Annotated in this window: 14 protein-coding genes; 6 read left to right on the top strand and 8 right to left on the bottom strand. The window is 68.5% G+C overall.

The window, feature by feature from the left end; genetic code table 11:
* Window positions 1-33 precede the first annotated feature (33 nt).
* From DFLDMN_RS12865 to DFLDMN_RS12840, 6 genes are all read right to left on the bottom strand, one after another.
* The gene (locus DFLDMN_RS12865; RefSeq protein ID WP_423195337.1) at window positions 34-759 is read right to left on the bottom strand and encodes an OmpW/AlkL family protein; all 726 of its coding nucleotides are present in this window, start codon (window positions 757-759) and stop codon (window positions 34-36) included.
* 249 nt (window positions 760-1,008) lie between these two features.
* Window positions 1,009-1,971 carry a delta(1)-pyrroline-2-carboxylate reductase family protein gene (locus DFLDMN_RS12860; protein ID WP_423195336.1) on the bottom strand — a complete coding sequence of 321 codons (963 nt, stop codon included), beginning with the start codon at window positions 1,969-1,971 and terminating at the stop codon, window positions 1,009-1,011.
* A gap of 211 nt (window positions 1,972-2,182) precedes the next feature.
* Complete coding sequence (pbpC, locus tag DFLDMN_RS12855) at window positions 2,183-4,378, bottom strand: penicillin-binding protein 1C (RefSeq protein WP_423195335.1); 2,196 nt, start codon at window positions 4,376-4,378, stop codon at window positions 2,183-2,185.
* 3 nt (window positions 4,379-4,381) lie between these two features.
* Complete coding sequence (locus tag DFLDMN_RS12850; protein WP_423195334.1) at window positions 4,382-5,083, bottom strand: lysoplasmalogenase; 702 nt, start codon at window positions 5,081-5,083, stop codon at window positions 4,382-4,384.
* Window positions 5,080-11,085 carry an MG2 domain-containing protein gene (locus DFLDMN_RS12845; RefSeq protein WP_423195333.1) on the bottom strand — a complete coding sequence of 2,002 codons (6,006 nt, stop codon included), beginning with the start codon at window positions 11,083-11,085 and terminating at the stop codon, window positions 5,080-5,082. Before DFLDMN_RS12845 ends, DFLDMN_RS12850 begins: the two co-directional genes overlap by 4 nt.
* A gap of 95 nt (window positions 11,086-11,180) precedes the next feature.
* Window positions 11,181-11,654 (bottom strand): Lrp/AsnC family transcriptional regulator, encoded by a 474-nt coding sequence (locus tag DFLDMN_RS12840; RefSeq protein WP_423195332.1) that lies wholly within the window; start codon window positions 11,652-11,654, stop codon window positions 11,181-11,183.
* Between the two features lie 136 nt (window positions 11,655-11,790).
* Between DFLDMN_RS12840 and phhA the strand changes: the two genes are divergently transcribed.
* The 4 genes from phhA to DFLDMN_RS12820 all read left to right on the top strand — a co-directional run bounded on the left by phhA (window position 11,791) and on the right by DFLDMN_RS12820 (window position 15,792).
* Window positions 11,791-12,744: a phenylalanine 4-monooxygenase gene (phhA, locus tag DFLDMN_RS12835; protein ID WP_423195331.1), complete on the top strand. Its 954-nt coding sequence runs from the start codon at window positions 11,791-11,793 to the stop codon at window positions 12,742-12,744.
* Between the two features lie 113 nt (window positions 12,745-12,857).
* Window positions 12,858-13,157: a 4a-hydroxytetrahydrobiopterin dehydratase gene (locus DFLDMN_RS12830; protein ID WP_423195330.1), complete on the top strand. Its 300-nt coding sequence runs from the start codon at window positions 12,858-12,860 to the stop codon at window positions 13,155-13,157.
* Window positions 13,158-13,307: 150 nt separating this feature from the next.
* On the top strand, window positions 13,308-14,012 hold the full coding sequence (locus tag DFLDMN_RS12825) for a response regulator transcription factor (protein ID WP_423195329.1): 705 nt from the start codon (window positions 13,308-13,310) through the stop codon (window positions 14,010-14,012).
* A 58-nt stretch (window positions 14,013-14,070) separates the two neighbouring features.
* Entirely contained in the window at window positions 14,071-15,792 is a 1,722-nt protein-coding gene (locus DFLDMN_RS12820; RefSeq protein WP_423195328.1) for a sensor histidine kinase, read from the top strand.
* Window positions 15,793-15,857: 65 nt separating this feature from the next.
* On the opposite strand, the gene DFLDMN_RS12815 is transcribed toward DFLDMN_RS12820, so the two are convergent.
* Together DFLDMN_RS12815 and DFLDMN_RS12810 are read right to left on the bottom strand one after the other, a co-directional pair.
* Window positions 15,858-16,430, bottom strand: a complete 573-nt coding sequence (locus tag DFLDMN_RS12815) for an SET domain-containing protein (protein ID WP_423195327.1) — start codon at window positions 16,428-16,430, stop codon at window positions 15,858-15,860.
* A gap of 113 nt (window positions 16,431-16,543) precedes the next feature.
* The gene (locus DFLDMN_RS12810; RefSeq protein WP_423195326.1) at window positions 16,544-21,103 is read right to left on the bottom strand and encodes an autotransporter outer membrane beta-barrel domain-containing protein; all 4,560 of its coding nucleotides are present in this window, start codon (window positions 21,101-21,103) and stop codon (window positions 16,544-16,546) included.
* Window positions 21,104-22,408: 1,305 nt separating this feature from the next.
* On the opposite strand from DFLDMN_RS12810, the gene DFLDMN_RS12805 reads away from it, so the two are divergent.
* Both DFLDMN_RS12805 and DFLDMN_RS12800 read left to right on the top strand, forming a co-directional pair.
* Entirely contained in the window at window positions 22,409-22,687 is a 279-nt protein-coding gene (locus DFLDMN_RS12805; protein ID WP_150373355.1) for an HU family DNA-binding protein, read from the top strand.
* A gap of 242 nt (window positions 22,688-22,929) precedes the next feature.
* Window positions 22,930-23,913, top strand: a complete 984-nt coding sequence (locus DFLDMN_RS12800; protein ID WP_423195325.1) for a DUF2272 domain-containing protein — start codon at window positions 22,930-22,932, stop codon at window positions 23,911-23,913.
* Window positions 23,914-23,956 lie beyond the last annotated feature (43 nt).

Raw genomic sequence — 23,956 nt, 5'->3', positions numbered from 1 at the left:
TTTGCATGGCCGCATCGGCCAATGCCGTCCGCGTCAGAAGCGGTAGCCGACGTTGAGATACGTCACCACCGGATTGATGTCGATCTTGGTATGCGAACGCACCACCGCGCCGTTGCCGAGCGTGGTTTCGAAATTGCCCCGGGTCGACATCGGCACGTACGAGACCGATACGCCGACATACCACTTGTCGGTAATGGCGTAGCTGGCACCGAGGTTGAACACCGGGTTCCACGATGGGGTGGCACTGGCCGTCATGCGTGAACCAGGACCGAACTCGTTCTGCACGAAGGTCTGGTTGGTCACGGTCTCGCCCGTGAACCACGTGTAGTTCACGCCGATACCGACGTACGGACGGAAGCGCGTCTTGGCATCAAAGAAGTGCCACTTGAACACTACCGCCGGGCTCCACTGGCGCACCTCGCCGAGCTTGCCGTATTTCTCGTAGCCGCGGTCGCCGCTCACATCGTGCTTGGGCGGCACGCCGAGCACGAATTCGGCGGAGAAGTTGTCGGTAAAGAAGTGGTCGAAAGACAGACCCAGCGTGTCCGCCGAATCGATCGTGGCGCCGGTGTTGGGACGTTGCTGATTGACGGGGCGGCCGGCCAGGCTATCGATGGTCAGGTTCTCGCTGTGTCCGGTCGGCATGACCCGGAACCAGCCAAGGCTCACGATGTTGCTGCCCGCCGATTGTGCCTGCGCCAGACCGGCCATCGTCAGGGCCGCGGCTGCTACCAGCATCTTCTTATAGATCGTTGTCATGGTTCCTCTTACTCCTCATCGTTGCTGCAAGGCACGCATTATCCCGCTCCGCACTGGCGGACTGTTTCAAACATGAAACGCATGGCTAGAAGGAACGCCCTAAAGCGAGGGTTAACCCAAAAAATTGACGGAGAAAACGGGCGATTTCATCAATGCGAGATGCATCCGCGCAACGCTTTGCCCGGTGTTAGCGAAAGACCCTCGCACAGCGAGGGCCAAATGCTGCAAACGCACAATTGAAACCACCGGTCAGGCAGTGACGGCGTCCCCACTCGCGAGCATGCAGGCAGCCAGGTCCCACAACGCATAGCCCACGCTCTTGAAGACGAGTGGGCTGCCGACGCGCGCACGAATCGTCGCCGCCGCAAGGATGGCGGTCTCGAACGGCTGCACCGTGGCCCAGTCGATACCGGCCTGGAGCAGATCGCCGGCTTCGTCTTCGATGCCGAACAAGGTGTCCGCCAGCAGCCGGCCGCTACGCGCGGCCGCGTGGCACAGCGCCGGCGGCAGTTCGCACATGTCGGGCCGGAACGCGCCGACCGCCGCCACGAAATGCCGGTCGGTCCACAGGCCGCTGTCGAGGTCGGGCAACACGGGCGTGCGGCTCGACGTGACGGTGACCACCATCGACACGCGCGGCAGCACGTCCGCCACCGCGTCGGTCACTTCCGCTTCCACCCCAAGCGCGCGCGCGTGCGCGGCGAGCGCCGCGGCCTTGTCGCGGGTACGCGAATGCAGCCACACGCGCCGCACGCCCAGGCCGGCCACAAACGCTTCCAGGTGCGTCTGCGCCTGCACCCCCGCGCCGACGATCAGCAGGTCACCGTCAGGTGCTGGCGCAAACGACTGCGCGGCCAGCAGCGATACCGCCGCGGTGCGGCGACCGGTCACGGTGGGGCCGTCGAGCATGGCCAGCCGCTCCCCGGTGTCGGCATTGGCCACGACTACCTCGCCGAGAATCGAAGGCAGTCCGCGCGCAGGATTGCGTGGATGCACCGTGATGTTCTTGGTCATCGCCAGCGTGCCGTTGCGGGCAGGCATTACCAGCAGCGTGCCGCCCTCGCCCACCGGCAAGGCGATACGCGGCGGCGCGCTCGCGGTGCCGGCGCGCAATTCGCCGAGCATGGCGGCAATGGCGGCGGCAAGCGCTGGATAAGGCAGGCGCGCGGCAGTAGCCGCGGCATCGAGCGGAACGATGGTCGCTGCGGACATGAGACCCCGGGAAGGCAATGAGAACGAAGGTGACGATTGTCGCCGAAGGCACGTGAAGCCGATAGCGCACGCGTGCTGGGCTGGGTCTACCTGTGTGTCCGCCCGCCGTGCCTGACTGCCGTTCACATCTGGCGCATCGCCATGACACATATTCACGCTGAATATCTGCCGCCAATATACGCACAGAATATTTATCGGACTTATGGATGGCTCAACGCCCGCGCTTGCGCCCGGACCCGCGCGCCTCCTCGCGTACGCCCGCGCCGCGCACTTCGATCGCCACGCGATCGAGCACGGTGCCGCCGGCGTCGACCAGTTCCACGCGATGCCGGCCCGGCCAGGGCAGCCACGACACCATGCCGCCGCGTGCCATCGGCCGGCCGTCCACGCGCCAGCCGACACCCCGGGCGGTGTCCCCGGCCACGCCGTCGGCATGGAACCAGATGCGTTGGGCGGCCGGCGGAATATCGGGATCGAGCGCGAACACGGTGCCGTCGGCGGGGCTGGCGATCGCGGCGCCGGCCGCGCGCGCGGGCGCACTGCCCACACTCACGCGCGTCAGGGCGGTGCCGGCCAGGAACACTTCCTCGCGCGCGGGTTCGAGGTCCTGGTCGAACGTCAGCGCCACGCGCCGCACGCCCGTCGGCATCGCCGGCGCGCGGCTCGGCACCGTGCCGTGCAGCGCTGCCATGACGTCGTGCCATACCGGCGCCGCGCCCGATACGCCCGACACGTCGTGCATGCTCGCGCCGCTGGCATTGCCGACCCACACGCCCACCGTATAGCGCTGCGACCACCCCACGCACCAGTTGTCGCGCATGTCCTTGCTGGTGCCGGTCTTTACCGCGGTCCAGAAGCGCGTGGTAAGGGGGCTGTCGAGCCCAAAGGTGCGCGCTCGCGCATGGCGGTCGGCGAGCACGTCCCCGATCACATAGGCGGCCGCGGGCAGCATCACCTGCGTGGGCGCGGCCGCACGCGCGTCGGCACGCAGGCGCGGCGGCGCATAGGCACCGCCATTGGCCAGCGCGCGATAGGCATTGGTCAGCGCCAGCAGCGGCACGTCGGCGCTGCCGAGCGCGAGGCTGTAGCCGTAGTAGTCGCCGGCCTGCGTCAGCGGCAGGCCGAGCGCCACCAGGCGGCGATGAAACCGGTACGGCGTGACCATGACCAGCGTGCGCACCGCCGGCACATTGAGCGATGCGCCGAGCGCCGCGCGCAGGCTGACCCAGCCCGCATAGCGATGATCGTAGTTCTGCGGGATGTAGAGGCCGCCGCCGGTCGGCAGGTTGACGGGCCGGTCGTCGAGCAGCGACGCCGCCGTGAGCCGGCGCTCCTCGAGCGCCTGCGCGTAAAGGAACGGCTTGAGCGTGGAGCCCGCCTGGCGCAGCGCGGCCGCGTGATCGACCTGCGCCGCCCCGGACAAGGTGCCCGAGGATCCGACGTAGGCCAGCACATCGCCACTGGCGTTGTCGATCACCACCACCGCGCCATCCTCGACGTTGCGCCCGGCCAGTTCACGCAGATGCCGGTCGAGGCTCGCCACGGCCACACGCTGGATCTCCGCATCGAGCGTGGAGACGATGCGCCGGGTTCCCGGCGCGCGTGCCACCAGCAGCCGTCCCAGGTGCGGCGCGAGACTGGCGCCAGGCGGCCGCCACGCGGCGGCGGCGCTGGCGCGCAGCAAGGCCAGTTCGGTAAAGCCGGCCAGGCCATCGCATTCGCGCGGCAACTGCATCTCGCGCAGGATGCCGCACGCGCGGCGCGAGACCTGCGCGGCGCTGGCATTGGGGGCGCGCACGAGCGCCACCGCGAGCGCCGCTTCGCGCGCGTCAAGCCCGCTCGGCACCTTGCCGAACAGCGTCTGCGACATCGCCGACAGGCCCACCAGTTCGCCGCGGAACGGCACGAGGTTGAGGTACGCCTCGAGGATCTGGTCCTTGGCCCAGCCACGCTCGAGCGAGGTGGCGCTGATCGCCTGACCGACCTTCTGGCCGAGCGTGCGGCCGTGTCCCGCGCGCAGGTCGGCGTCCAGCAGTCCGGCGAGCTGCATCGTCAGCGTGGAGGCGCCACGCGTGCGGGTGTTCCACAGGTTGGCCCAGGCCGCCGCCGCCACGCCCTGCCAGTCCACGCCGCTATGCGCGTAGAAGCGCCGGTCCTCCGACAGCACGATGGCGGTGCGCACGGCCGGAGAGATATCGGCCAGCGCGACCCAGTCGCCGCGGCGCGCCCGGAAGTCGTCGCGCACGCGCGCCACGGTCTCGCCATGGCGGTCGGTCACGATCACGTCGGTGCTGTGCCAGTCGGCCTTGACGGCCTGGAAGTTCGGCACCGCGAGCGCGGGCGTGGCCGCCAGCGACGCAACCGTGCAGATCCACCTGCAGAAGGCGAGCGGGCCGACGCGGCGCATGCGCTATGCCTCCCGCTCCGCCACGATGCCCGCCACCAGCAGCACCTGCGCAGCCGCGTAGAACCACCAGATGCCGAGCTGGTAAGTGTCGAACGCCGACAGAAAGCGCGAGGTGCCAATCAGTGCATCGGACACCACGAAGCACAGCGCGCCGAGCGCGGTCATCGGCGTCGGCAGCTTTGCCAGCAGCGCCGCGCATGCCATCGCCGCGAGCACGCACACATAGATCGTGACCGGCAGCATCAGCTCGCCGAGGTTGGGCCAGAACCGGCCCAGCATCGCGCCGGCCGCGCCGATCACCAGGCCACAGCCGACCAGCCGGTGCGGACGCAGGTCGGGACCGAGCGGGACCAGCAGCGCCAAATACGCCAGATGCGCGAGGAGGAACGCACCGAGTCCGCCGATAAACGAGATGCGCAACACCGGCATGGCGAGCAGGAAATCGCCGACCGACGACAGCAACAACGCCGCCATCAGCCAGCGGCGCTCGCGCACGTAGGGATGAAAGCGTGCCGCGCGCGCCAGCAGCAGCGTCATCGCGGCCTTCCACACCGGCTGGAAGACGATCTGCACCGTCGCCGACGATCCCGCGGGCAGTGCCATCGTGGCCTGCATCAGCATCACGCCGTACACGATGCCGGCCAGCGTGCCCGCGATCCACCACTCCCGCACGCGCGCGGGCATCTTCATTGCCAGCCAGCTCACGGACGCGCTCCCACAGTCAGACGCTCCACCGGCAGCGCGCCAAAGACATCGGGCGCATACATGGCTTCCACGCGCGCCGGCGGCATGGCGAATTCGCCGGCGTTATTGAGACGCACCGTGTATTCGACCGCGAACCCGCCCTTCGGCACATATGCGTAATAAGCGCGATATGCCTCCGGGGTGCGTTCGGTGAAGGTGGCGTAGCTCGTGCCCGCACCCTGGCCACGCGTGGCGATGGCCGAATCGCGTCCCAGCCCGCTACCGAGAATGGTCGCGCCGGTCGGTACCGGGTCGCTGACCACCACCCAGGTCATGTCCGCCTGGGCCTCGACATCGAGCCTGACGCGATAGGTATCGCCGCGCGACCATTTGCCTGCCACCGCCTGCTCCACCGGCGTGACGCTGCGGCGCACGCGGTAGCCCGCGGCAATCGGCTCGCGCAGCGGCACGGCCGCGAGCGCACGCACGGTGGCCCACGGACGTCCGCTGCCGGTGTGCTCGACCTGCAGCGTGCCCGGCGCCGCCGCCGGGGGTGACGCGGGTGACGAGGGTGACAGTCGCCCCGGGCCGCCCGCCGGCCACGCGAGGTCCACCATGCCGGTGGCCACGCCATCGCGCTGCGTGGCACGGCTCCAGTCGAAGCCGCGACTCTCGGTACCGAGAGTCGCGCGCGTGGTGCCGGCCACCGTCACACGCTCGTACGCCTGCGCATAGCGCGCAATCGCCAGCACGCCCCACGCGTTGGCCGTGGTGGTATTCCACGCACCGCGCGTCTGCCGGCCGAGCAGCCCCGTGACAAGCTGCGGCACGTCGTCCTTCCACCCCGGCAACTGCGCTGCCAGCGCCAGCAGCCGTGCCGCATTGACGTCGCCGTTGGCCATCAGCCACCACCAGTTGTCATCGCGTTCGGTCGAGAACGCCAGGCGCGTACCCTGCACCGTCAGGCGGCCGCGCAGCAGTTGCTGCGCCTCTGCCAGGCGTGCCTCGTGCTGCGGGATATCCGGCATGCGGGTCAGCAACGCGAGCCAGTCGATCAGCGCGGAAGTCGGCCATTGCGCGGGCAGGATCTGGATCGAGCCGAGCATGCGCGCCTGCGCATGGCCGGTGCGCGAGAGCGCTTCCAGCGCCGCGAGCTTGCGCACCTCGAGGTCCATCGTCGCCGACTGCGGCGCCCAGCGCGGCGGCTGGATGCGCCCTTCCACAAACGCGACCAGCCCGCGCTCCATTTGCTGGCGCTGTGCCTCGGGCACGCGCATCGGCAGCCCGGCGCGCACCGCCTCGTCGCTGACCGAGAGCAGGTAGGCCGTAAGTGGCACGCTGCCCGCGCTGGCATCGCTGGATAACGGGAAGTACGAGGCCAGGCCGTTGCCGTCGAGATACGACGGCAGTTGCGCCATCAACGCATCCCACGCCGTGGCATCGCCGAGGCCGATCGCCTTCGACGTACGCTGCTCGAGGCACGTGAACGGATACACGCGGAACCACTCGCGCACGCCCGGCATGCCGCCGGCCAGCGACGACTGCAGCGCCACCTGCAGGCCGCCGCGCAGCTTGCCGGCCGGGTCGGCCAGCGCTTCCGCCGGCGCCTGCACCGGGATCGACAGCGACGGCGCCAGCTGCGCGAGCGTGGCCTGCTGCACGGTCACCGGCACCGCCGGCACGATCTGCTGCGACAGCTTGAGCCGGTCGCTCGCATTGCCGGTGCCACGCTCGTTCGCCTGCACCTCCCACTGGATGGTGCCGCTGCGGCTATAGGCGAGCATCGCGGGCGCGGTCACGTCCCAGCCGATCTCGCGCGCCTCGCCGGCGGGCACCTGCACGGTCTGGGCCGGCAGCGTCTGGGCATCGACCAGCGTCGCCCTGGCGCTCGCTTCCACCGTCATCGCACGCTGCGTGGTATTGCGCAGCGTGAACATCGCGCGGTAGCGGTCGTCCTCGCGCACCAGCAGCGGCAGGCCCGCGATCAGCTGCAGGTCCTGCGTGGCGGCGATGGTGGCTCCGCCGCTGCCGAAGCGGCCCACGCCGAGGTCGGCCACGGCCACCAGGCGGAAGCTCGTCAGCGAATCGTTGAGCGGCACCTCGAGCGTGGCGCGTCCTTCGCCATCGAGCTGCACGCGCGGATTCCACAGCAGCAGCGTGTCGAACAGTTCGCGCGTCGGACTCTTGCCACCGCCGCCGCCGGCAGGCACGGCCTTGCGCCCATAGTGGCGGCGGCCGATGATCTCCATCTGCGCGGTCGAGGTCTCCACGCCATAGCTGCGCCGCTGCAGCATGGCATCGAGCAGGTTCCAGCTCGTATTCGGCATCAGTTCGAGCAGCGCCTGGTCGACCGCGGCAAAGGCCACCTCGCCATTGGCCGCGGGCTTGCCGTCCGGCAGCTTCACCTGCACGTTGACACGGGCCTTGCCGCGGACCGGATAGGACGTCTTGTCCGGCGTCACCGCCACGTCCAGACGCGCTGCCTCGTTGCCCACACGGATCTCGGCGAGGCCGAGGCGGAAGGCCGGCTTGGACAGGTCGACCAGCGGCGACGGCGCGACGTACTCGCGCCCCTCGCTGCGGAACGCGCGCCACCAGTCGACGGGCTGGCGCCAGCCCCACGTGAAGAACGAATACCACGGCACCTCGCGCAGGCGTCCGCGCAGCGACAGCACCGATACGTACACGTTGGGCCCCCACTCCGGCCTGACCTTGAGCCGCACGGTGGGATCGTCGCCGCGCAACGCGACCACCTGCGTATCGATTACGCCCTCGCGCTCCACCGCCACCAGCGCGGTCGCGCGGCGGAACGGCATGCGTACCTGGAACACGGCGGTCTCGCCGGGCGCGTAGGCTTTTTTCTCGGGAATCACGTCCATGCGGTCGTGGTTCTCGCCGCCGAACCACAGTTCACCCTGGCGCGTGACCCACACCGTGGTGGCGGCGCGCGACATGCGACCCTCGCTATCGCGCACCACGGCCACCAGTTCCACCTCGCCGGCCTGCGTGAGTGCCACATCGCAGTGGGCCCGGCCCTGGGCATTGGTGCGTGCTTCGCAAACGGTGCCGAGGTCCCTGCTCTCGCTGCGGTTGTCGTACTGGTAGAAGCCGCCCACCACGCGCTTGCGCGCCGAGGTGGTGATGCGCAGGCGCGCCTGGATCTGCACCGGCATGTCGGCCATCGGCTTGCCCTGCGTATCGAGCGCGAGCCCCTGCACGCCGATCTTCCGGCTGACCGAGACCCAGCTGCCGGCACGGATGCCGGCCACCACCGCCGCCGGCCACACCGGCACGGTCTGGCGCAGCGTCTGGATCTCGCCATTGGGGTCGGCAAAGCCCGCCTCGAGCACGAGGTCGTTGGCTTCCTCGATCTTCGGGAGGTCCTTCAGCGTAGCCTTGCCCGCGCCGTTACGGTCGAGCGTCACCGGGACCTTGTCCGCGACCAGCCGTTCCGACTCGGATGGCGACTCCTGCGCGGCATCCTCGTCGCCGGACGCGCTCTGCGCCTGTGCGCGCGGCGCGTCGAACGAAAAGTCGTCGTAGTCGGCAAAGGTCACGGCCTTGCGCCGCAGCAGCGCCGACAATTGCACCGGCAAGCCGGCAGCGCCGCCCCCCGACAGATAGTGGATTTCCATGCCGACCGGGACCGCGCCCGGCGCCACCAGGGCATTGCCCCTGGCCTTGGGATCTTTCTCGGCCTGCAGCGTGCCGGCGAGCACCGGCAAGCGGAACGCCTCGACGCGGAAACTGCCCGAGTCGAGCGACTGGCCATCGGCATAGACCAGCGCGGTGGAATAGACCCCGAGCTTCGCCGCCGGGGGAATCTGGAACGTGTTCTCGGCACTGCGCCCGCCGGTGGCGGTGACGCGCCATTGCAGCGGCACCTCGTAGGTCTGCCCGCTGCCCTGATGCGTGATCACGACCCTGGCGGGGCTGGCCCGCACCCCGCCGGGCAGGCCGAAGCCCTGCACGGTCTCGGTTCGCAACAGATGCTTCATCGAGACGGTCTCGCCCGCGCGCAGCAGCGTGCGATCGAATACGGTATGCGCGCGCAGCGTCTGCGTGGCGCTGGCGTCGGTCGGCACATTGAAGCGCCAGGTCTCGATGCCGCGATTCCACCCCGACAGCACGAAGGCCATATCGGCCTTGCCGCGCGCCTGGGGATGGTCGGCGGCGATGCGCGCCGAGACGAAATAGCCGTCCAGTCCGTTGGCGCAGCCGCGGCTGCGCACGTCCGGCAGGCGCGCAAAGCGGGCGATGCCGCTGGCGTCGGTGCGCCCCTCGGCCAGCAGCTTGCCGTCGCAGCCGCGCACGGCCACCGCGGCGTTGGCCACCGGCTTGCCTTCGTCGAGCGACGTCACCCAGGCCAGGCCGCTCATGTCCCCGTCGGCGGCACCGCGCGCGAGCTTGAAATGCACGCCCAGGTTGGTCACCAGCGCGGCGGTGCGCACGTACATCGGCGCCGGCTTGCCGAGCAGCGCGGCACCGAGTCGCGGCGACGCGATTTCGACCACATGGAAGCCCGGCTCCGGCAACGGGATGCCTACCACCTCGAAGGGCCGCGGGTCGCCCCCGGCGGGCCGCGGAATATCGAGCTTGCGAACACCGGGCGCGCGCTCCAGCAGCGAGACCGCGCGCGTCTCGATCCGCGGCGCGTTGCGCGGATTCCTCACGTCGTACGGCGAGTTGCCGGCAAGCACCGCATCGAGCTCCGGCCGGGTCCAGGTCTGTTCGTGCATCTGCCGCACCAGGCCAAGCCAGCGCAGGATGGCGCCATCGTCGTCGACCCTGAGCCGCGCCACGGTGCCGGCCTGCGCGCGCACGGTGGTCGCCGGCAGATCCGCTTCCACATTGCGCAGCGTCACCGGCAGCAGCGGCGGATAGTCGTCGGGCGCCTTGCCGCGCGGCACGTCGGCGAAGCGCTCGACCACGCCGAACGGTGCCGCGGCGAATTTGGCCAGCGGCGGCAACGCGCCCATGGTGACCTTGAGCGGGAACAGATCGGCGTTGCCCAGCGCGCGGCCGCTGTCGTCCTTGAGATCCTTCGGCGCCTCGATGGTCAGCGTCGCGTTTTCGGCGAACGGCGGCGGAAACGAGACCGACTCCACCAGCGCATCGGCCGGCAGGTCCGCCTCGAACGTCGGGTTGCGCGTGCCCTGGGGCGTCTTCAGCACGATCCGCTCGGCCGCCTTGCGCGGCACCGGGGCGGTGAAGGTGACGCGGAGCGGGCGCAACGGCGTGCAGGGTGCCTCGGCACGCTCGCGCTCGCAGGTGAAGCCGGCCGCAAATGCCTCGCGCACGGTGTAGTCGAAGCGCCGCGCCTCGCGCGTGGCAATGCCGGAGGGCGTGGCGATGCCGGCATCGAACACCAGCTGCATGCGCGCGCCGGCGGGCAGGCGCTGCTGGCACGCGAGCAGGTGGATCGCATCGGGGTTCTGCCTGGCGTAGTCGGTCCAGTAGATGGCGCGCAAGACCGTGTCCCGGTCCTTGCCACCGAGCAGCCGGACCGGAATGCGTTCGCCCAGGCCCTCGGCCTGGCACCACGTATGCGCCTGGATCGAGCCGGCCGTGGCCGCGCCATTGAAGCGGATGGCAAAGACCTGGTCCTCCTCGACCTGGCCACCGGACGGGCGCGCCGACAGCACGGTGGGCCCGCCGGTCTCGAAGCGGTATTCGGGCTTGCCGGTGTACCCCTTGCCGGCGACGCTGCGCAGGCCGCTGGCGATGCGCACGCTGCAGCGCACCCCGGGCGGCAGGTCCTGTTCGAAGTCGAACACCCAGTTGCTGCCATCGACCCAGCGCCCCTGGCCACTGGTATTGCCGCCCTGGCACGAGAGCGCGGCCGGAGCAGTCGCCTTGAGGTCGCCCATCGGCACCATCGGCTCGTCGAAGCGGATCGCCACCTGACGCACCCGCGGCACGACCCCTTCGGGGGAAAAGCGGGTGATCTGCGCCGCCCATGCCTGACCGGCCGCGCATATCGTGGCCAGTGCGGCAAGCCCGACGGTGACGATTCTTTTCATGCTTGTCCCCTCCCCCTGATGGCACCCGGCGAGCGTGACATGGGGCGATGGCAAGCGCAAGTCTGCGCACATTCCGGCGCCGCCGGATAGCTTTTTCAGCGCAAATGTGACAGCGGCAGCTGTCCCTCGCGCTTGAGCGCGGTCAGCACGATATTGGACCGGACGCTTTCCACGCCGGGGACGCGCATCAGCTTCTTCATGGTGAAGTCGGCCAGCGTGGGCAGGTCGGGCACCACCACGCGCACCAGGTAGTCGGCCTCGCCCGCCACCGAGTAGCACTCCTGCACCTCGTCGAGCAGCAGGATCTCCTCGCGGAACCGCTCCACCGCGGTGTCGCCGTGGTGGGCCAGCTTGACGCTGATGAATACCAGCACACCCAGGCCCAGCGCCTGGTGCGACAGGTTCACCCGGTAGCCGGTAATCACGCCGTCGGACTCCAGACGGGCGATGCGCCGCCCCACCTGGCTCGGCGACAAGTGCACGCGCTCCGCCAGTTGCTGGTGGGTGGACCGGCCGTCCACCTGTAGGGCGGCCAGCAGGGCGAGGTCATAGGGATCGAGGTCGGTCATACGCAAATCCCGCATTTAGATAGCCGCAGATGCAGATTATATGCATTGGCGGCCAATTCGCTGTGGATTTTGCGGCCAGATCGCGCCCTCTCCTCGCTAGACTACGCAGTAATTCCGCATCGCTGGAGCCGTAGAGATGACCCCTTCCGCCACCGCACCCGCCGCCGCACCCGCCAGCGCAGGCGCGACCGCCGAGTTTGCCGGCACCATGACCGACAAGCTGCGCGAGCAGTTCGAGGCCGGCCTGCTGTCCGGCCAGGCCCTGCGCCCGGACTTCACCATCGCCCAGCCGGTGCACCGCTATACCAGCACGGACCACGCGGTCTGGCGCCAGCTCTACGAACGGCAGGCGGCCATGCTGCGCGGCCGGGTCTGCGACGAATTCCTCGACGGTCTGGCGACGCTCGGCATGGACAAGGATCGCGTACCCGACTTCGAAGCGCTCAACGAGACCCTGATGCGCGCCACCGGCTGGCAGATCGTGGCGGTGCCCGGGCTGGTGCCCGACGAGGTCTTCTTCGAGCATCTGGCCAACCGGCGCTTTCCCGCCAGCTGGTGGATGCGCAAGCCCGAGCAGCTCGACTACCTGCAGGAGCCGGATTGCTTCCATGACGTCTTTGGCCATGTGCCCCTGCTGATCAACCCGATCTTCGCCGACTACATGGAGGCGTACGGCAAGGGCGGTCTCAAGGCGGCCGGCCTCGGCGCGCTCGACATGCTGGCGCGCCTGTACTGGTACACGGTGGAGTTTGGCCTGATCCGTACGCCCGCCGGCCTGCGCATCTATGGCGCCGGCATCGTGTCGAGCCAGGGCGAATCGGTCTACAGCCTCGATGCCGCGAGCCCCAACCGCATCGGCTTCGACGTGCGCCGCATCATGCGCACGCGATATCGCATCGACACCTTCCAGAAAACGTATTTCGTGATCGACAGCTTCGAACAGCTGTTCGACGCCACGCGGCCGGACTTCACGCCGCTGTACCCGGCACTGCGCGCGCTGCCGACGCTCGGCGCCGGCGACATTGCCGACGGCGACCGCGTGCTGCACACCGGCACGCGCGAAGGCTGGAGCGACAGCGACGACATCTGACCGTCTCCTGCCGTTGTGAAACAATGCCGGCATGCCGGCCATCGGACCGCACCCGTCCGCTGGCCCGGCGGGCCGGTTTTCCGTTTGCCGAAGTCTTTCCGATCGAGCCCATCATGACTCCTCTCTCGCCAGAGGCTCGCGCGAGCCTGCTTGCCGGCCTGCCCGGCTGGACGCCCGTAGCGGGCCGCGACGCCATCCAGAAATCGTTCCGTTTTGCGGACTTCAATGCCGCGTTCGGGTTTATGACGCGCGTGGCGCTTCAGGCCGACAAGGTCGACCATCATCCGGAGTGGTTCAATGTCTACAACCGGGTGGACATCACGCTGTCCACGCACGACGCCGACGGCCTGACCCAGCGCGATATCGACCTCGCCACCTTTATCGAGTCCGCCGCGGCCCCGCTCGCGCGCTGATCCGCCGCGGCCGCCGGGCCGGCCCGCAAAGGGCCACAGCCTGTTAGGTCGCTGAAAGGCAGGGCCCTGTACAATCGGCAACATTGTCGACTTGCCCCGGGCCCCTGCCGGCGTGACAGTCGGCACGTGCCCATCGAGACCTTCAGAGCCATGCGTATCCTGCTGATCGAGGACGACCGTCAAATCGCCAGTGGCGTCGAAGCTGGCCTGTCCCGCGCCGGCCATCAGGTACGCGTGGTCCATGACGGCGTCTACGCCACCGACCATTTGCTGCGCGACCAGCACGACCTCGTCATTCTCGACCTGGGCTTGCCCGGTATCGACGGCATGACGCTGCTGGCACGTTACCGCGCGCGCAACCGCACCACGCCGGTCCTGATCCTGACCGCCCGCGACGAACTCGAAGACAAGCTCTCGGGCCTGAACGCGGGCGCCGACGATTACCTCGTCAAGCCTTTCGCCCTGCCTGAGCTGGAGGCACGCGTGCGCGTGCTGCTCCGGCGCAGCCAGCACGGCGAGGCCGCGCCGGAGCGCGATGTGCGGCTTGGCCGCCTGCGCCTGTCGGGCAACGATCGCCGCATGTTCGTTGATGGCCGTCCGCTTGAATTGTCGCCGCGCGAATTCGCGGTGCTGGAGCTGCTGCTGCAGCGCCAGGGCCGTGTGGTCAGCAAGGCGCAGATGCAGGACCACCTCGCCACGTTCGCGCATCCCGCCGGGGAAGGCGGCGATACGGTTGGCGATACCGCAATCGAAGTCTATGTGCATCGTGTCCGCAAGAAGCTTGAAGACAGCGATGTGGAAATCGTCACCGTGCGCGGCTTCGGCTACCTGCTGCAGATGCGTGCGGGACACTGATTCCGCGGTGCGCGTGCGCCGCGGCCTGCCGTTGCCATCCTGAGACAAGCCGTCCGTCATGTGGCCGCGTCATCAACCGCCCTCGACTTCAGCACCCGCGTCGACGTCGTCACCTGCGTCCGGTGGCACGCGTGCGCGCGGTGGCCAGCGCGTCTCGACCAATCCCAGCCTGCGCATCCACCTGCTGCGCGCGCTGGCCACGCCGCTGTTCGCGCTGGTACTGACCAGCGGCTCGCTGTCGTACTGGCTGGCCGCGCACTACACCACCCAGGTGTTCGACCGCGCGCTCTACGGCGTGGCCAACAATATCGCGCAGCAGATCCGCATTGCCGGCCCGCGCCTGGAACAGGACATCCCGATGATCGCCCAGACGCTGGTCGAGGCCGAAGGCAGCGACCGCATCTACTGGCGCATCCACGGCCCCGACGGCCTGATCGGCGGCATGGACACCTGGCTTGGCTACGGCACGGGACAGACCTCGCTGCACGACGCGCGGCTGTTCTATGCGTGGTTCAGCGGCCGCCAGGTGCGCGCGGTACGGCTGCCGGTCACGCTGCCGAGTCCGGCTACCGATGAACTGGGTACGTCGGCCGAGGGGGTGGCCCCGCGCGGCCCCATCGTGGTGGAGGTGGCCGAACTGCTCGACCGCCGCGAAACCGCCGCCAATGAAATCCTGCTGTCGGTATCGGTCCCGCTGCTGCTGCTGTTGCTGCTGGGCAGCCTGATCCTGTCGCACGTGCTCAAGGAAGAGCTGGTGCCGCTGCAGATCCTGACCGACAAGCTCAACCGGCAGACCGCGCGTTCGCTCGCCGCGCTCGACGAAACGCAGGTGCCGGCCGAAGTGGAACCGCTGATTCGCGGCCTCAATGCGCTGCTGTCGCGCCTGCGCGATGCGCTCGATGCGCAACGCAAGTTCATTGCCGATGCCGCCCACCAGTTGCGCACGCCGCTGACGGCGGTCAAGCTGCATGCGGATCGCGCCGTGGAGGCCGATACGCTCGACGTCGCGCGGCACGCGCTGCGCGAAGTGCAGACCGCCGCGGACCGCGCGGTACGGCTGTCGAACCAGCTGCTGTCGCTGGCGCGCGCGGAGCCGGGTCTGTCGCTGGAGCGGCTCGGGCCGGTCGAGCATTTCGACCTGGCCGAACTCGCCTTCGAGATCGGTGCCGAATGGGTGCCACAGGCTCTGGCGCGGCGCATCGACCTGGGCTTCGAGATCCTGCCCGGCCCCACCTTTACCGGCGGCGCGCCTGCCACGGTACGCGGCAACCGCCTGCTGATGCGCGAGGCGCTCAGCAACCTGATCGATAACGCGGTGAAGTATGTGCCGGCCGGTGGCCGCATCACGGTGCGCGCCGGCGGCGAGACCATGGGTCATCGCGGCATGGCCGTGGTGATGATCGAGGACAACGGGCCCGGCATTCCGCCAGCGCGGCGCGATGAAGTCTTCAAGCGCTTTTTCCGCGGCGACGACACCCCGGGCGTGGCGCGGCAGGCGGCGCCGAGCGGGGCCGGCCTGGGGCTGGCCATCGTGCATGAAATCGTCACGCTGCATCAGGGCACGATTCGCATCGAGGATGTGCCGGCCACCGTGCCCGAGCGTGAGAGTGTGCGCCAGGCCGATCGTCTGACCGAGACGACGTCGGTGCATGCCGGCGCCGATGAGGGCCGGGCCGACGAGAGCATGGCGACGGCCGAGGGTGGCGAACCCGCGCCGCGCCGCCCGTCGATGCGCTTCGTGATCCGGATCCCGTGCGAGGCCGCCGGCACCGGCGCCTGAGTGGCGGTTGAACCGGCCCGCGGGTCCCGCCCGGCGCCGTCACCGGTCCGGCCGTAGCCCGCCGCTTACTTCTTCTTGCCGCGTGTCTTCGGCGCGAGCAACGTGCCGCGGCATTGCGGGCTGCCGCAACGGCATTCGAATTCTTTCTTGAGCTTCCTGGTGTACGGTTCGTCGATCACGAGGCCATAGTCGTAGAACAGCTCCTCGCCCGGCGCGATATCGCGCAGCGCGTGGATATATACGCGGCCCTTCTTCTCGCGCGCCTCGCAGTTCGGCTCGCACGCGTGGTTGATCCAGCGTGCGCGATTGCCGCCGTACTTGGCATCGATCACGCTGCCGTCGTCGAGGCTGAAGTAGAACGTGTGGTTGGGATCGTCCGGATCGTGCGGATGACGCTTGAGCGCTTCCTTCCAGGAAATATGCTCGCCCTTGTATTCGATGATGCGTTCATCCTCGGCAATGGCGCCGATCGCGTACACGCCGCGGCCATGCACGCCCGACTGGCGCACCTCGATACGGTCGCTCGCGGTCTTCTTCTTGTCCGCTTTCCTGACATCCTTGCCGGACTTGCCGGACCTGATGTCCTTGTCCTTCTTGCCGTCACTGTCCGTATGCTTGCGCACGCCCTTGTCCGCCATGTTCCGTCCCGAATGGTAGAGCGCCGGGGAAATCCGGCGCGCATCGAATGATACCTGCGTGGCATGACAGGAACGATGTCGCCACGCAGGCACGATGCAGTTACCACACCGCGTTACCACACATAGCGGGCGCCGAGGCGTAGCGCGTATTGCTCGAAGTCGCCCGCGGCACGGCTGCCCGATACGTTGGCCCACGCCGACCAGCGCCGGCTCAAGGCACCCTGGACCCCCAGCTTCAGCTCGTAGCGCGAGGCCGGATAGAGTTCACCGACCGGGACCTCGCCGAACGTCATGGCGTTGCCGGTACGCGTATGCCACCAGTTGAAAGCGAGCGATACCTGCGCATTGCCGCCGCCTGCCGTGGCGAACTGGCGGCGGCCACGCAGGCCGACGCGCGTGATCGAGCCGTCCGCGCCGCTCGCGCTCACGCGTGTGCCGTTGGCCTCGGTGACGTCGTCGTGGCGCGCATCGAGGTACAGCCACTGGACCTGGGGCTCGACCACCCAGCCCTGGCCGAGCGGAATGCCGTAGCCGGCCTCGCCCGATACCGCCCAGCCCTGATGGCGATAGCGCACCGTCGGCAGCTGGTCGCCCTGCACGCGATTGCTGAACCAGCCGTACTGGACCCAACTGTCGACGTAGGCACCATGCCGACGCGTATCGTCCGCGAACCACGTAGCGTAGCCCCCGGCCTGCCAGCCCTGCACCTGGCCGGTGGCGCCGGCCGTGTTGCCGAGTGCCGCGCCACGGCTGCTGGCATGGCCATAGCCGCCCATGGCTCCCACATGCAGGCGGCCGGCGGAGCCGAGCTGCCATTGCGCGAGTTCCAGGCCTCCCTGCAAGCCCAGCACGTCGGTACTGGCCTGCAGGCCGCCCTGGTCAGGCTGAAGGCCGGCACGCACGCGTTGGGCCCATGTGCGCAGCCACGTTGCGCGTGGATAGGCGCCGGGGTGGCCCGCGTCGCGCTGACCTGAGTCGGCCCCCTCGCTACCGGAGAGCCCCCCATCGTCTTCACGGTCTTGCAGGCTGTGCACAAACATCTGCGCGGCCATCTGCCGGTTGGCAAGATAGGTGGCCACTTCGGGCCGGTACACCGGTCGTGCCACCGGGATAGCGTCGGCGGGCGCTGCCGCGGCGGCGAGCGACGCCGAGGCTGCCCCGGAGTCGGCGCGCGCCGGCGCGGCGGAGGTCGTCCCGGAGGGCGTCGCGGCTGTTGCCTCGGGCGTTGCCGCCGGCGTTACCTGTGAAGTCGCTTCGGCGGTCCGACCGGCTGCCGATCCGGACGATGGTTCGGGTGTCCGGACCTCCGGGGAGGGCACCAGCGGCGCAGCCGGGGTGGGCGGCGCAGCCGGGGTAGGCGGCGCAGCCGGAGCGGGCGGCGCAGCCGGAGCGGGCGGCGCAGCCGGGGTGGGCGGCGCAACCGGGCTGCGCCGCACCCGGGGGTCGATGTCCGACTCTACCTGCTTCGGCCGCACATACCACTGGCCATCGTGCGGGTCCGTCACGCCACCGTGGTACAGCTGGTACTCATAGGGTCCCGCCACGACGCGGCCATCCAGTACAAACACACCGGCCGGCGAACGCTGACGGTCGGCGACGGCGATCACCTGAATACCGTCGGTCCTTGCCTTGGCTTGCACCGCCGCGCTGCCCACCGCCTGCAGCGTGACCCGCGTGGCACCGCTGCCGCGCGTGACGGATGAAACCTCGAGCCGGTCGCCGCGCCTGTTCATGACATCATCGTCGAGCACGACATCGAGCTGCACCCGCCCGCCGTTCGACACATAGTCTCCCTGCACCCGCAGGCGATCGCCTACCACGCCGTTGACCATATTCACGTTGCCGCGGTTATCGAGCCCACCCGTCATGCCGAACGTCACCGGCACGCCGCTGCCGGCGCCCGACGACGAGCCGCCGAGGCGGATCTCGCCATGGTTCCGCACCAAGGCTTTCACCGCGCCATGGCCGGAGAGTATCCCGTCCGCCTGCACGGTAAGGGCCCCGCCGCCGCTCAGCGCGCTCTGCGCGTGCGCGCTGTCGCCCACCATCAGGGTACCGGCCGCCACCGTGGTCGGACCGCTGTAAGCATGCTCGCCGTTGAGCACCAGCGTGCCGGGACCGGCCTGGACCAACGCGCCGGGGCCGCCGATGGCTCCGCTGGCAGCATCGAGGGTCACCACGTCGGCGCGGTTGACGATCAGCGTGCCGCGGTTGTCGATCGGCCCGATGACACTGCCCGTGGTGCCCCCGTCGCCGAGCTGTAGCGCCCCTTCGCGAATCGTGGTGCCGCCGGCAAGGGTGTTGGCGGCGGTCAGCACAAGCCGGCCGGCGTCGGTCTTTTCAAGACCGCCCGCCCCTTCCAGGGGCGCGGCAATGGTGGCCGTCATCGCGACGCCGGCCGCACTGCCGTCACCAACACGGATCACCGTCTTCGGCTGCGCGGTGGCCAGGGCCTGCCCCGTGAGCACATACCCGTCGACGGCGAACTGCATGCCGCCGGTCACCACCGGGCCCTCGGCGTTATCCACCGCAACCGTTCCCGGCGCGCCCTGGAACACGGCAAAGCCATCGCGGTACCAGCCGCCGTTGACCGCGCCGGTACTGTCGGCCCAGTCGTTGCCGTGCGCCGCAGCGGACCATGTGCCGCTGCCACCGTCGACGCGGCCATCGTTCAGGCCACGGCCGCTGCCGCCATCCCAGAACGTCAGCGAAGACATGCCCTGCCGGTTGACCAGGTTGACCTGGCGCGGCACGACGGTCTGCACATGGAGTGTGCTGGCCGCCGTACCCGCCGGCAGCGTGCCGATTTCCAGGCCGCGATCGTCGAGCGTGCCGCCATAGTCGATCAGCCGGTAGACGCCGGGTCCGAACTGACCGCCCGCGGAAGCCGCCACGTTCAGGGTACCGTCGAGACGCACGTTGCCGCCCACCTTGATGAGGTCGTTCAGGGCGCCGCCCACGGTATCGGCCTGGCCCAGCTCGTAGTCGAGCACGGTACCCGGAGACAAGGCCAGGTCGCCAGCAATCGTCAGCGTGCCCGCGCTGGCGCCTGGCGCAATCCGGCCGCCCGGCTCGACGGCCACCTTGCCGCCGACCGTACCGGTGCCGGCCAGCGTTGCATCGTTATTCACGGTGGTCAACGGGCTGGCGATGCCGCCATCCACGCGCAAGGTCCCGCCGCGAACGTGCGTCGCACCCGTGTAGGTGTTTCTTGCACTCAGCACGATGGTGCCGTCACCGGTCTTGGTGAGATCGCCTGCGCCGTCCAGCACACCGCGAAATTCGGTGGAATAGCCATTGCTGTCGAGCGTGCCGCCTTGCTCGCGCAGCGTCGTCTTGCGACCGAGAAAGCCAAAGCCGCCGGACAGGTAGCGCAGCGTGCCGCCATCGAAGACGATCGGGTTGCCAAGTGTGCCGAGCTGGTTCGGGCGGGAGAACTCGAGCACCCCGCCATGCAGATAGGTGGTGCCGGTGTAGGTGTTGTCCGCACTCAGATGCAACACGCCGTCGCCATGCTTGGCCAGGCCGCCGGGGCCGGTGAGCCGGCCGGCGATCTCCAGCGCCTCCCGTTTGTCGACCCTCGCGGCGGTGATGCCGTCGAGCACGATGTCGCCGGTTGTCGCCAGCTTGCCGGTTCCGGTGACCTGGGCGCCATCGCGCAGCGACACACCGCGGGCATCGATCGTAAAATGGCCGCCGGAGCCTTCGAGCGTGCCGCCGTCGTGCACCGTGACCCGGCGGGCAAGCAGGCGCGACAAGTGGTTGCCGCTGAGCGTGCCGCCCGCGTTGACGACCATACTGCCGGCGTCGGCGACGCCAAAGCTCGCATTGTCCGCGAGCGTGAAGCGGCCGCCATTGACCGTGGTATTGGCCTGCACCGCCGACCCGACGGCGATACCGTTGTCGGCGCGGATCACCCGGTGGAAGACGACCTCGCCCGCTCCCGTCTTGGCGATGGTCACGGTCTCGCCGGGCTTGGAGGCAACCGGGTCGCCGAAGACGATCCGCTGGCCGGCATCGGCATTGAGGTTCAGTACCGCACCAGGGCCGAGGAACACCGCGTTGGGTTCTCCAGGTCGCTGCTCCGGCGGCAGGCCCGGCCGCTGCCTGCGCACCAGTCCCTTGCGCACGAGCCGCCCATACCTCGCCAGCGGTCCCTGGCGGTTTCCCTCGAAGACGATCGAGCCCTTGCGCGCATCGAGACCGAAGGTCCCTGCCTGCACCGCGACGGCCGCGCCGGTCTCGAGCACGGTGTTGTTGATGACCGCGACACCGCCATTGCCCGCCACGACGTTCATGACCGTGCCGGGGCCGCTACCGGCCAGCGAGAAGACGCTGCCCGCGTCGCCCGACAGGCCTTCGAAACGGACGCCATCGAGCTCGATGGTCGCGGTATGGGTGCCGCCCAGGTCGTGAAACAGTCCCTCCTTGCTAAGGCCGCTCTGGCCGAAGGTCGTATTGGAAATGCCGACATTGGTCTGTTTGGCCGTGTCCTTGTCATAAAAAAGTCCTGAATCTGTCCCACGAATAATCTGGTTCCCGCGGCCTTCTATTTTCAGCCCGGCACGGCCCGAAATATCGGGGCGCACCCGGCCGCGCCAGGACGTAATGCCAGCCAGCGAAAGACCGAACGGCAGCAGGCTTGGGAGTGGCGCCGGGCGAATGACCTCCATTGGCGGGCGCACGGACGACGGGTGATGGGCTTGCGCCGACGCGGCCGAAGCCACCATGCAAGCGGCGGCATGGATCGCGGTCGCGGTGAGCCGGTGGCGGCCCCTTTGTAGCGGGCGCCCGGAGGCGGCGACGGGGTGTAACAAGCCGGGTACGGAGAGCGTTCTATTCATCGTTTTTCCACCTTTGGGAAAAGGCAGTAATAAATAAAGCGCCAATTAATATCTAAAACGGTTGTTATGCGTCCATCATAGATCCGCCAGTAATAGAGATATTAAACAGGCCTATATCAAGATAAATTCCGATATTTTCCGAATTACGTTCGGAAAAGGCTGAGACGGAGGCGGCGAGATTCGCGCGATGTGGATAACCACCCCTGCGGCTGTGGAAAAGTACGCGGATTCGGTGTGGGTTCCCTGGGGCTGGGATGGGGATGTATACGGAACAAGTTGGAGGTATACCTCGCCTGCCCTCATACCAATGGCTGAGTCATCCCCGCCGGCCAACACGCCGTCCCTGTGGTTACCGTATACGCAAGTCCTTGATCTGTCTGATGTATACGTGGTTATCCACAGATCAGGGCGACGTTTACCTATCACTACTATCTGTATACATGAAAGAAAGATGTAAACCGAAAGCACGAGACCGGTCCCGAGCGTCGTATACGCTCGGAACGCCCCGTTCTGAATGACGCGTCCGGTTGCCCTGCGCGGAAAATCGTGACGGATGAAAAAGCGGGCGGATCTGTGTCCGCGACGCGACAGCCATCGCATGCGCTGGCGTGGCCTGGAACGCGCGTATACGTCGCGACTGGCCGTCTCGACTGGGGCGAGACTGGGTCGCGGCCGGCGTCGCGAGCCGTGATGAGCGCGCCAGGCCGGCCCCGAACGGGCCAAAGGCCGCAACACGCGCCAGAGGCCTCAGAGGCGCCGCAAGGCGCCCAGGGACGTCCGCGCGTCCCCGAGCCCCCGGGATGGGCCTGCGCGACGCTGAGGGCCTCCTGGCGCCTCCTGCGGGCATGCGCGAGCCGGGCGGCCGTATACCGCACTGCGCTGGCCTCGCACGCGGCGCCCATACCTCGCGCCATGCCGGCCCCAGGACGGCGCCAAAGCCTTCCCGAAAGCGCCCGCATTTCCTCAAACCGACCGCCTCACCCGGCGGCGCTGCGCGCATTCGTAACATTCTCGTCCCGGTGCGCCTTGTCCGACACGGTATGATGTTGCCCGCGGCGTCTTTGCCGAGGCGGGTTCCAGCCGGATCCGCCCAGGCGGGCGTCTGTGATTTTTCAACTCGAGACGGAGTGAAGCATGACGAAAACCGAACTGATCGACGCGATCGCTGCTGGCGTGGACGGTCTGACCAAGGCCAAGGCCGAACAGGCCCTCAACGTAACCCTGAACGCCATCATGGAAGCCGTGGCCAAGGGCGACACGCTGAGCCTGATTGGCTTTGGCACGTTCAGCCAGGGCGAGCGCGCCGAGCGCATGGCCCGTAACCCGCGCACCGGCGAGGAAATCAAGGTCGAAGCAGCCAAGACCGTGAAGTTCAAGGCGGGCCAGAAGTTCAAGGACGCCGTCAATCAGTGACGCTGGCCGGGCCGTCGCATGACAGCCCGCCCACATGACCCCGCCATGCCGCCACCGGACGCCTCGCCGGGTGGGGTGTGCGCCAGGCGGGGAACGTTATCCACAGAGGTAGCCCGGCTCCGCGCCGCGGACTACCGCACAGGCGGCAGCCTGCTTGTGAAGGCTGCCACGACATGCTGAAGAACGGCGCTCGCACAAGGCCAGTACTTGCCTCGTCGGGGCCGACGCCCGAAGTGCCTCCCATGCTGCCGCGCCGGTTTTCCGCCAGATTTCCACAGCGTTATTCACAGCGCTTTCCACACAAGCTTCCACAATCTTCTCCACAGGGCCTGGGGCGCTTGTTTCAGGCCGTGTTGACGGTCTCGGCGGTCGCTGTGCTGTGTGGTTGCGCCACCCCGATCAAGCCGGCGCGACCCCAGGCCGCGCCCCTGCCCGACCGCGAACAGATCGCCACCACCCCGGGTGCAACCCCGCGCGAGCGCATCGTCGAGATCGCACGCGAGGAATGGCAGCGCTGGGGCGGCCAGGTAGTACGCATCGGGCGCGACGACACCGCGTGCGTAACGCGCAGCCCCCTGCCTGCGCCTCTGATACCCGCCCTCGATGCCGATGCGGGCGGCGCCGACACTGCCGGCGCGCCATCCGCCGATACCGAAGCCGACGCAGGCAACGATCCCAATTGCATCCGCTTTCCCGATGGCACCGGCATGGAGGCGACCGCGCAGGGCTGTGCGATGGCGCAACGCTACTGGCATATCGTGGGCCAGTCGCCCAACTGCCAGCAGATCACGCAGGGTGCGTGGGCCTGGTCGGCCGTCTTTATTTCATGGGTCATGCGCAAGGCGGGGCTCGATGAACGTCAATTCCTGACCGGCCAGTCACATTCGATGTATGTGGTGGATGCGCGCGACGGCATCCTGCCTGCGCCGGCCTTCCATATCGAACCCGTTCCCGCGCTGCCACGACCCGGCGACGTGATCTGCGCCGCGCGCGGGCGCGACAAGTACATCGAGGATCCATCGGAAATCCGCTTTGGCACCACGCCCATGCATTGCGATATCGTGGTCGAGGTCGATCCCGCCGCGCGCGAGGTGCGGGCGATCGGCGGTAACGTCCAGCAATCGGTGTCGATGGACGTGATCGAACTCGGCGACTCCGGCAAGCTCGACCCGTTTACCAACTCGCATACGCCCTGGCTGCTGATCATGCGCAACAACCTGCAGTAGCGACGGCACTGTGGTCATCGGTATGAGAAATCAAGCCATGCGA

The organism is Cupriavidus sp. H19C3 (genome assembly GCF_049393815.1).
In the GTDB taxonomy this organism is placed as follows: domain Bacteria; phylum Pseudomonadota; class Gammaproteobacteria; order Burkholderiales; family Burkholderiaceae; genus Cupriavidus.
This window is presented reverse-complemented; position numbering and strand designations above follow the sequence as displayed.

Coding starts and splice junctions, on each gene's coding strand:
- DFLDMN_RS12865 (WP_423195337.1), bottom strand. CDS start 759: ATGACAACGATCTATAAGAAGATGCTGGTAGCAGCCGCGGCCCTGACG.
- DFLDMN_RS12860 (WP_423195336.1), bottom strand. CDS start 1,971: ATGTCCGCAGCGACCATCGTTCCGCTCGATGCCGCGGCTACTGCCGCG.
- pbpC (WP_423195335.1), bottom strand. CDS start 4,378: ATGCGCCGCGTCGGCCCGCTCGCCTTCTGCAGGTGGATCTGCACGGTT.
- DFLDMN_RS12845 (WP_423195333.1), bottom strand. CDS start 11,085: ATGAAAAGAATCGTCACCGTCGGGCTTGCCGCACTGGCCACGATATGC.
- DFLDMN_RS12840 (WP_423195332.1), bottom strand. CDS start 11,654: ATGACCGACCTCGATCCCTATGACCTCGCCCTGCTGGCCGCCCTACAG.
- phhA (WP_423195331.1), top strand. CDS start 11,791: ATGACCCCTTCCGCCACCGCACCCGCCGCCGCACCCGCCAGCGCAGGC.
- DFLDMN_RS12830 (WP_423195330.1), top strand. CDS start 12,858: ATGACTCCTCTCTCGCCAGAGGCTCGCGCGAGCCTGCTTGCCGGCCTG.
- DFLDMN_RS12825 (WP_423195329.1), top strand. CDS start 13,308: ATGCGTATCCTGCTGATCGAGGACGACCGTCAAATCGCCAGTGGCGTC.
- DFLDMN_RS12820 (WP_423195328.1), top strand. CDS start 14,071: ATGTGGCCGCGTCATCAACCGCCCTCGACTTCAGCACCCGCGTCGACG.
- DFLDMN_RS12815 (WP_423195327.1), bottom strand. CDS start 16,430: ATGGCGGACAAGGGCGTGCGCAAGCATACGGACAGTGACGGCAAGAAG.
- DFLDMN_RS12810 (WP_423195326.1), bottom strand. CDS start 21,103: ATGGAGGTCATTCGCCCGGCGCCACTCCCAAGCCTGCTGCCGTTCGGT.
- DFLDMN_RS12805 (WP_150373355.1), top strand. CDS start 22,409: ATGACGAAAACCGAACTGATCGACGCGATCGCTGCTGGCGTGGACGGT.
- DFLDMN_RS12800 (WP_423195325.1), top strand. CDS start 22,930: ATGCTGCCGCGCCGGTTTTCCGCCAGATTTCCACAGCGTTATTCACAG.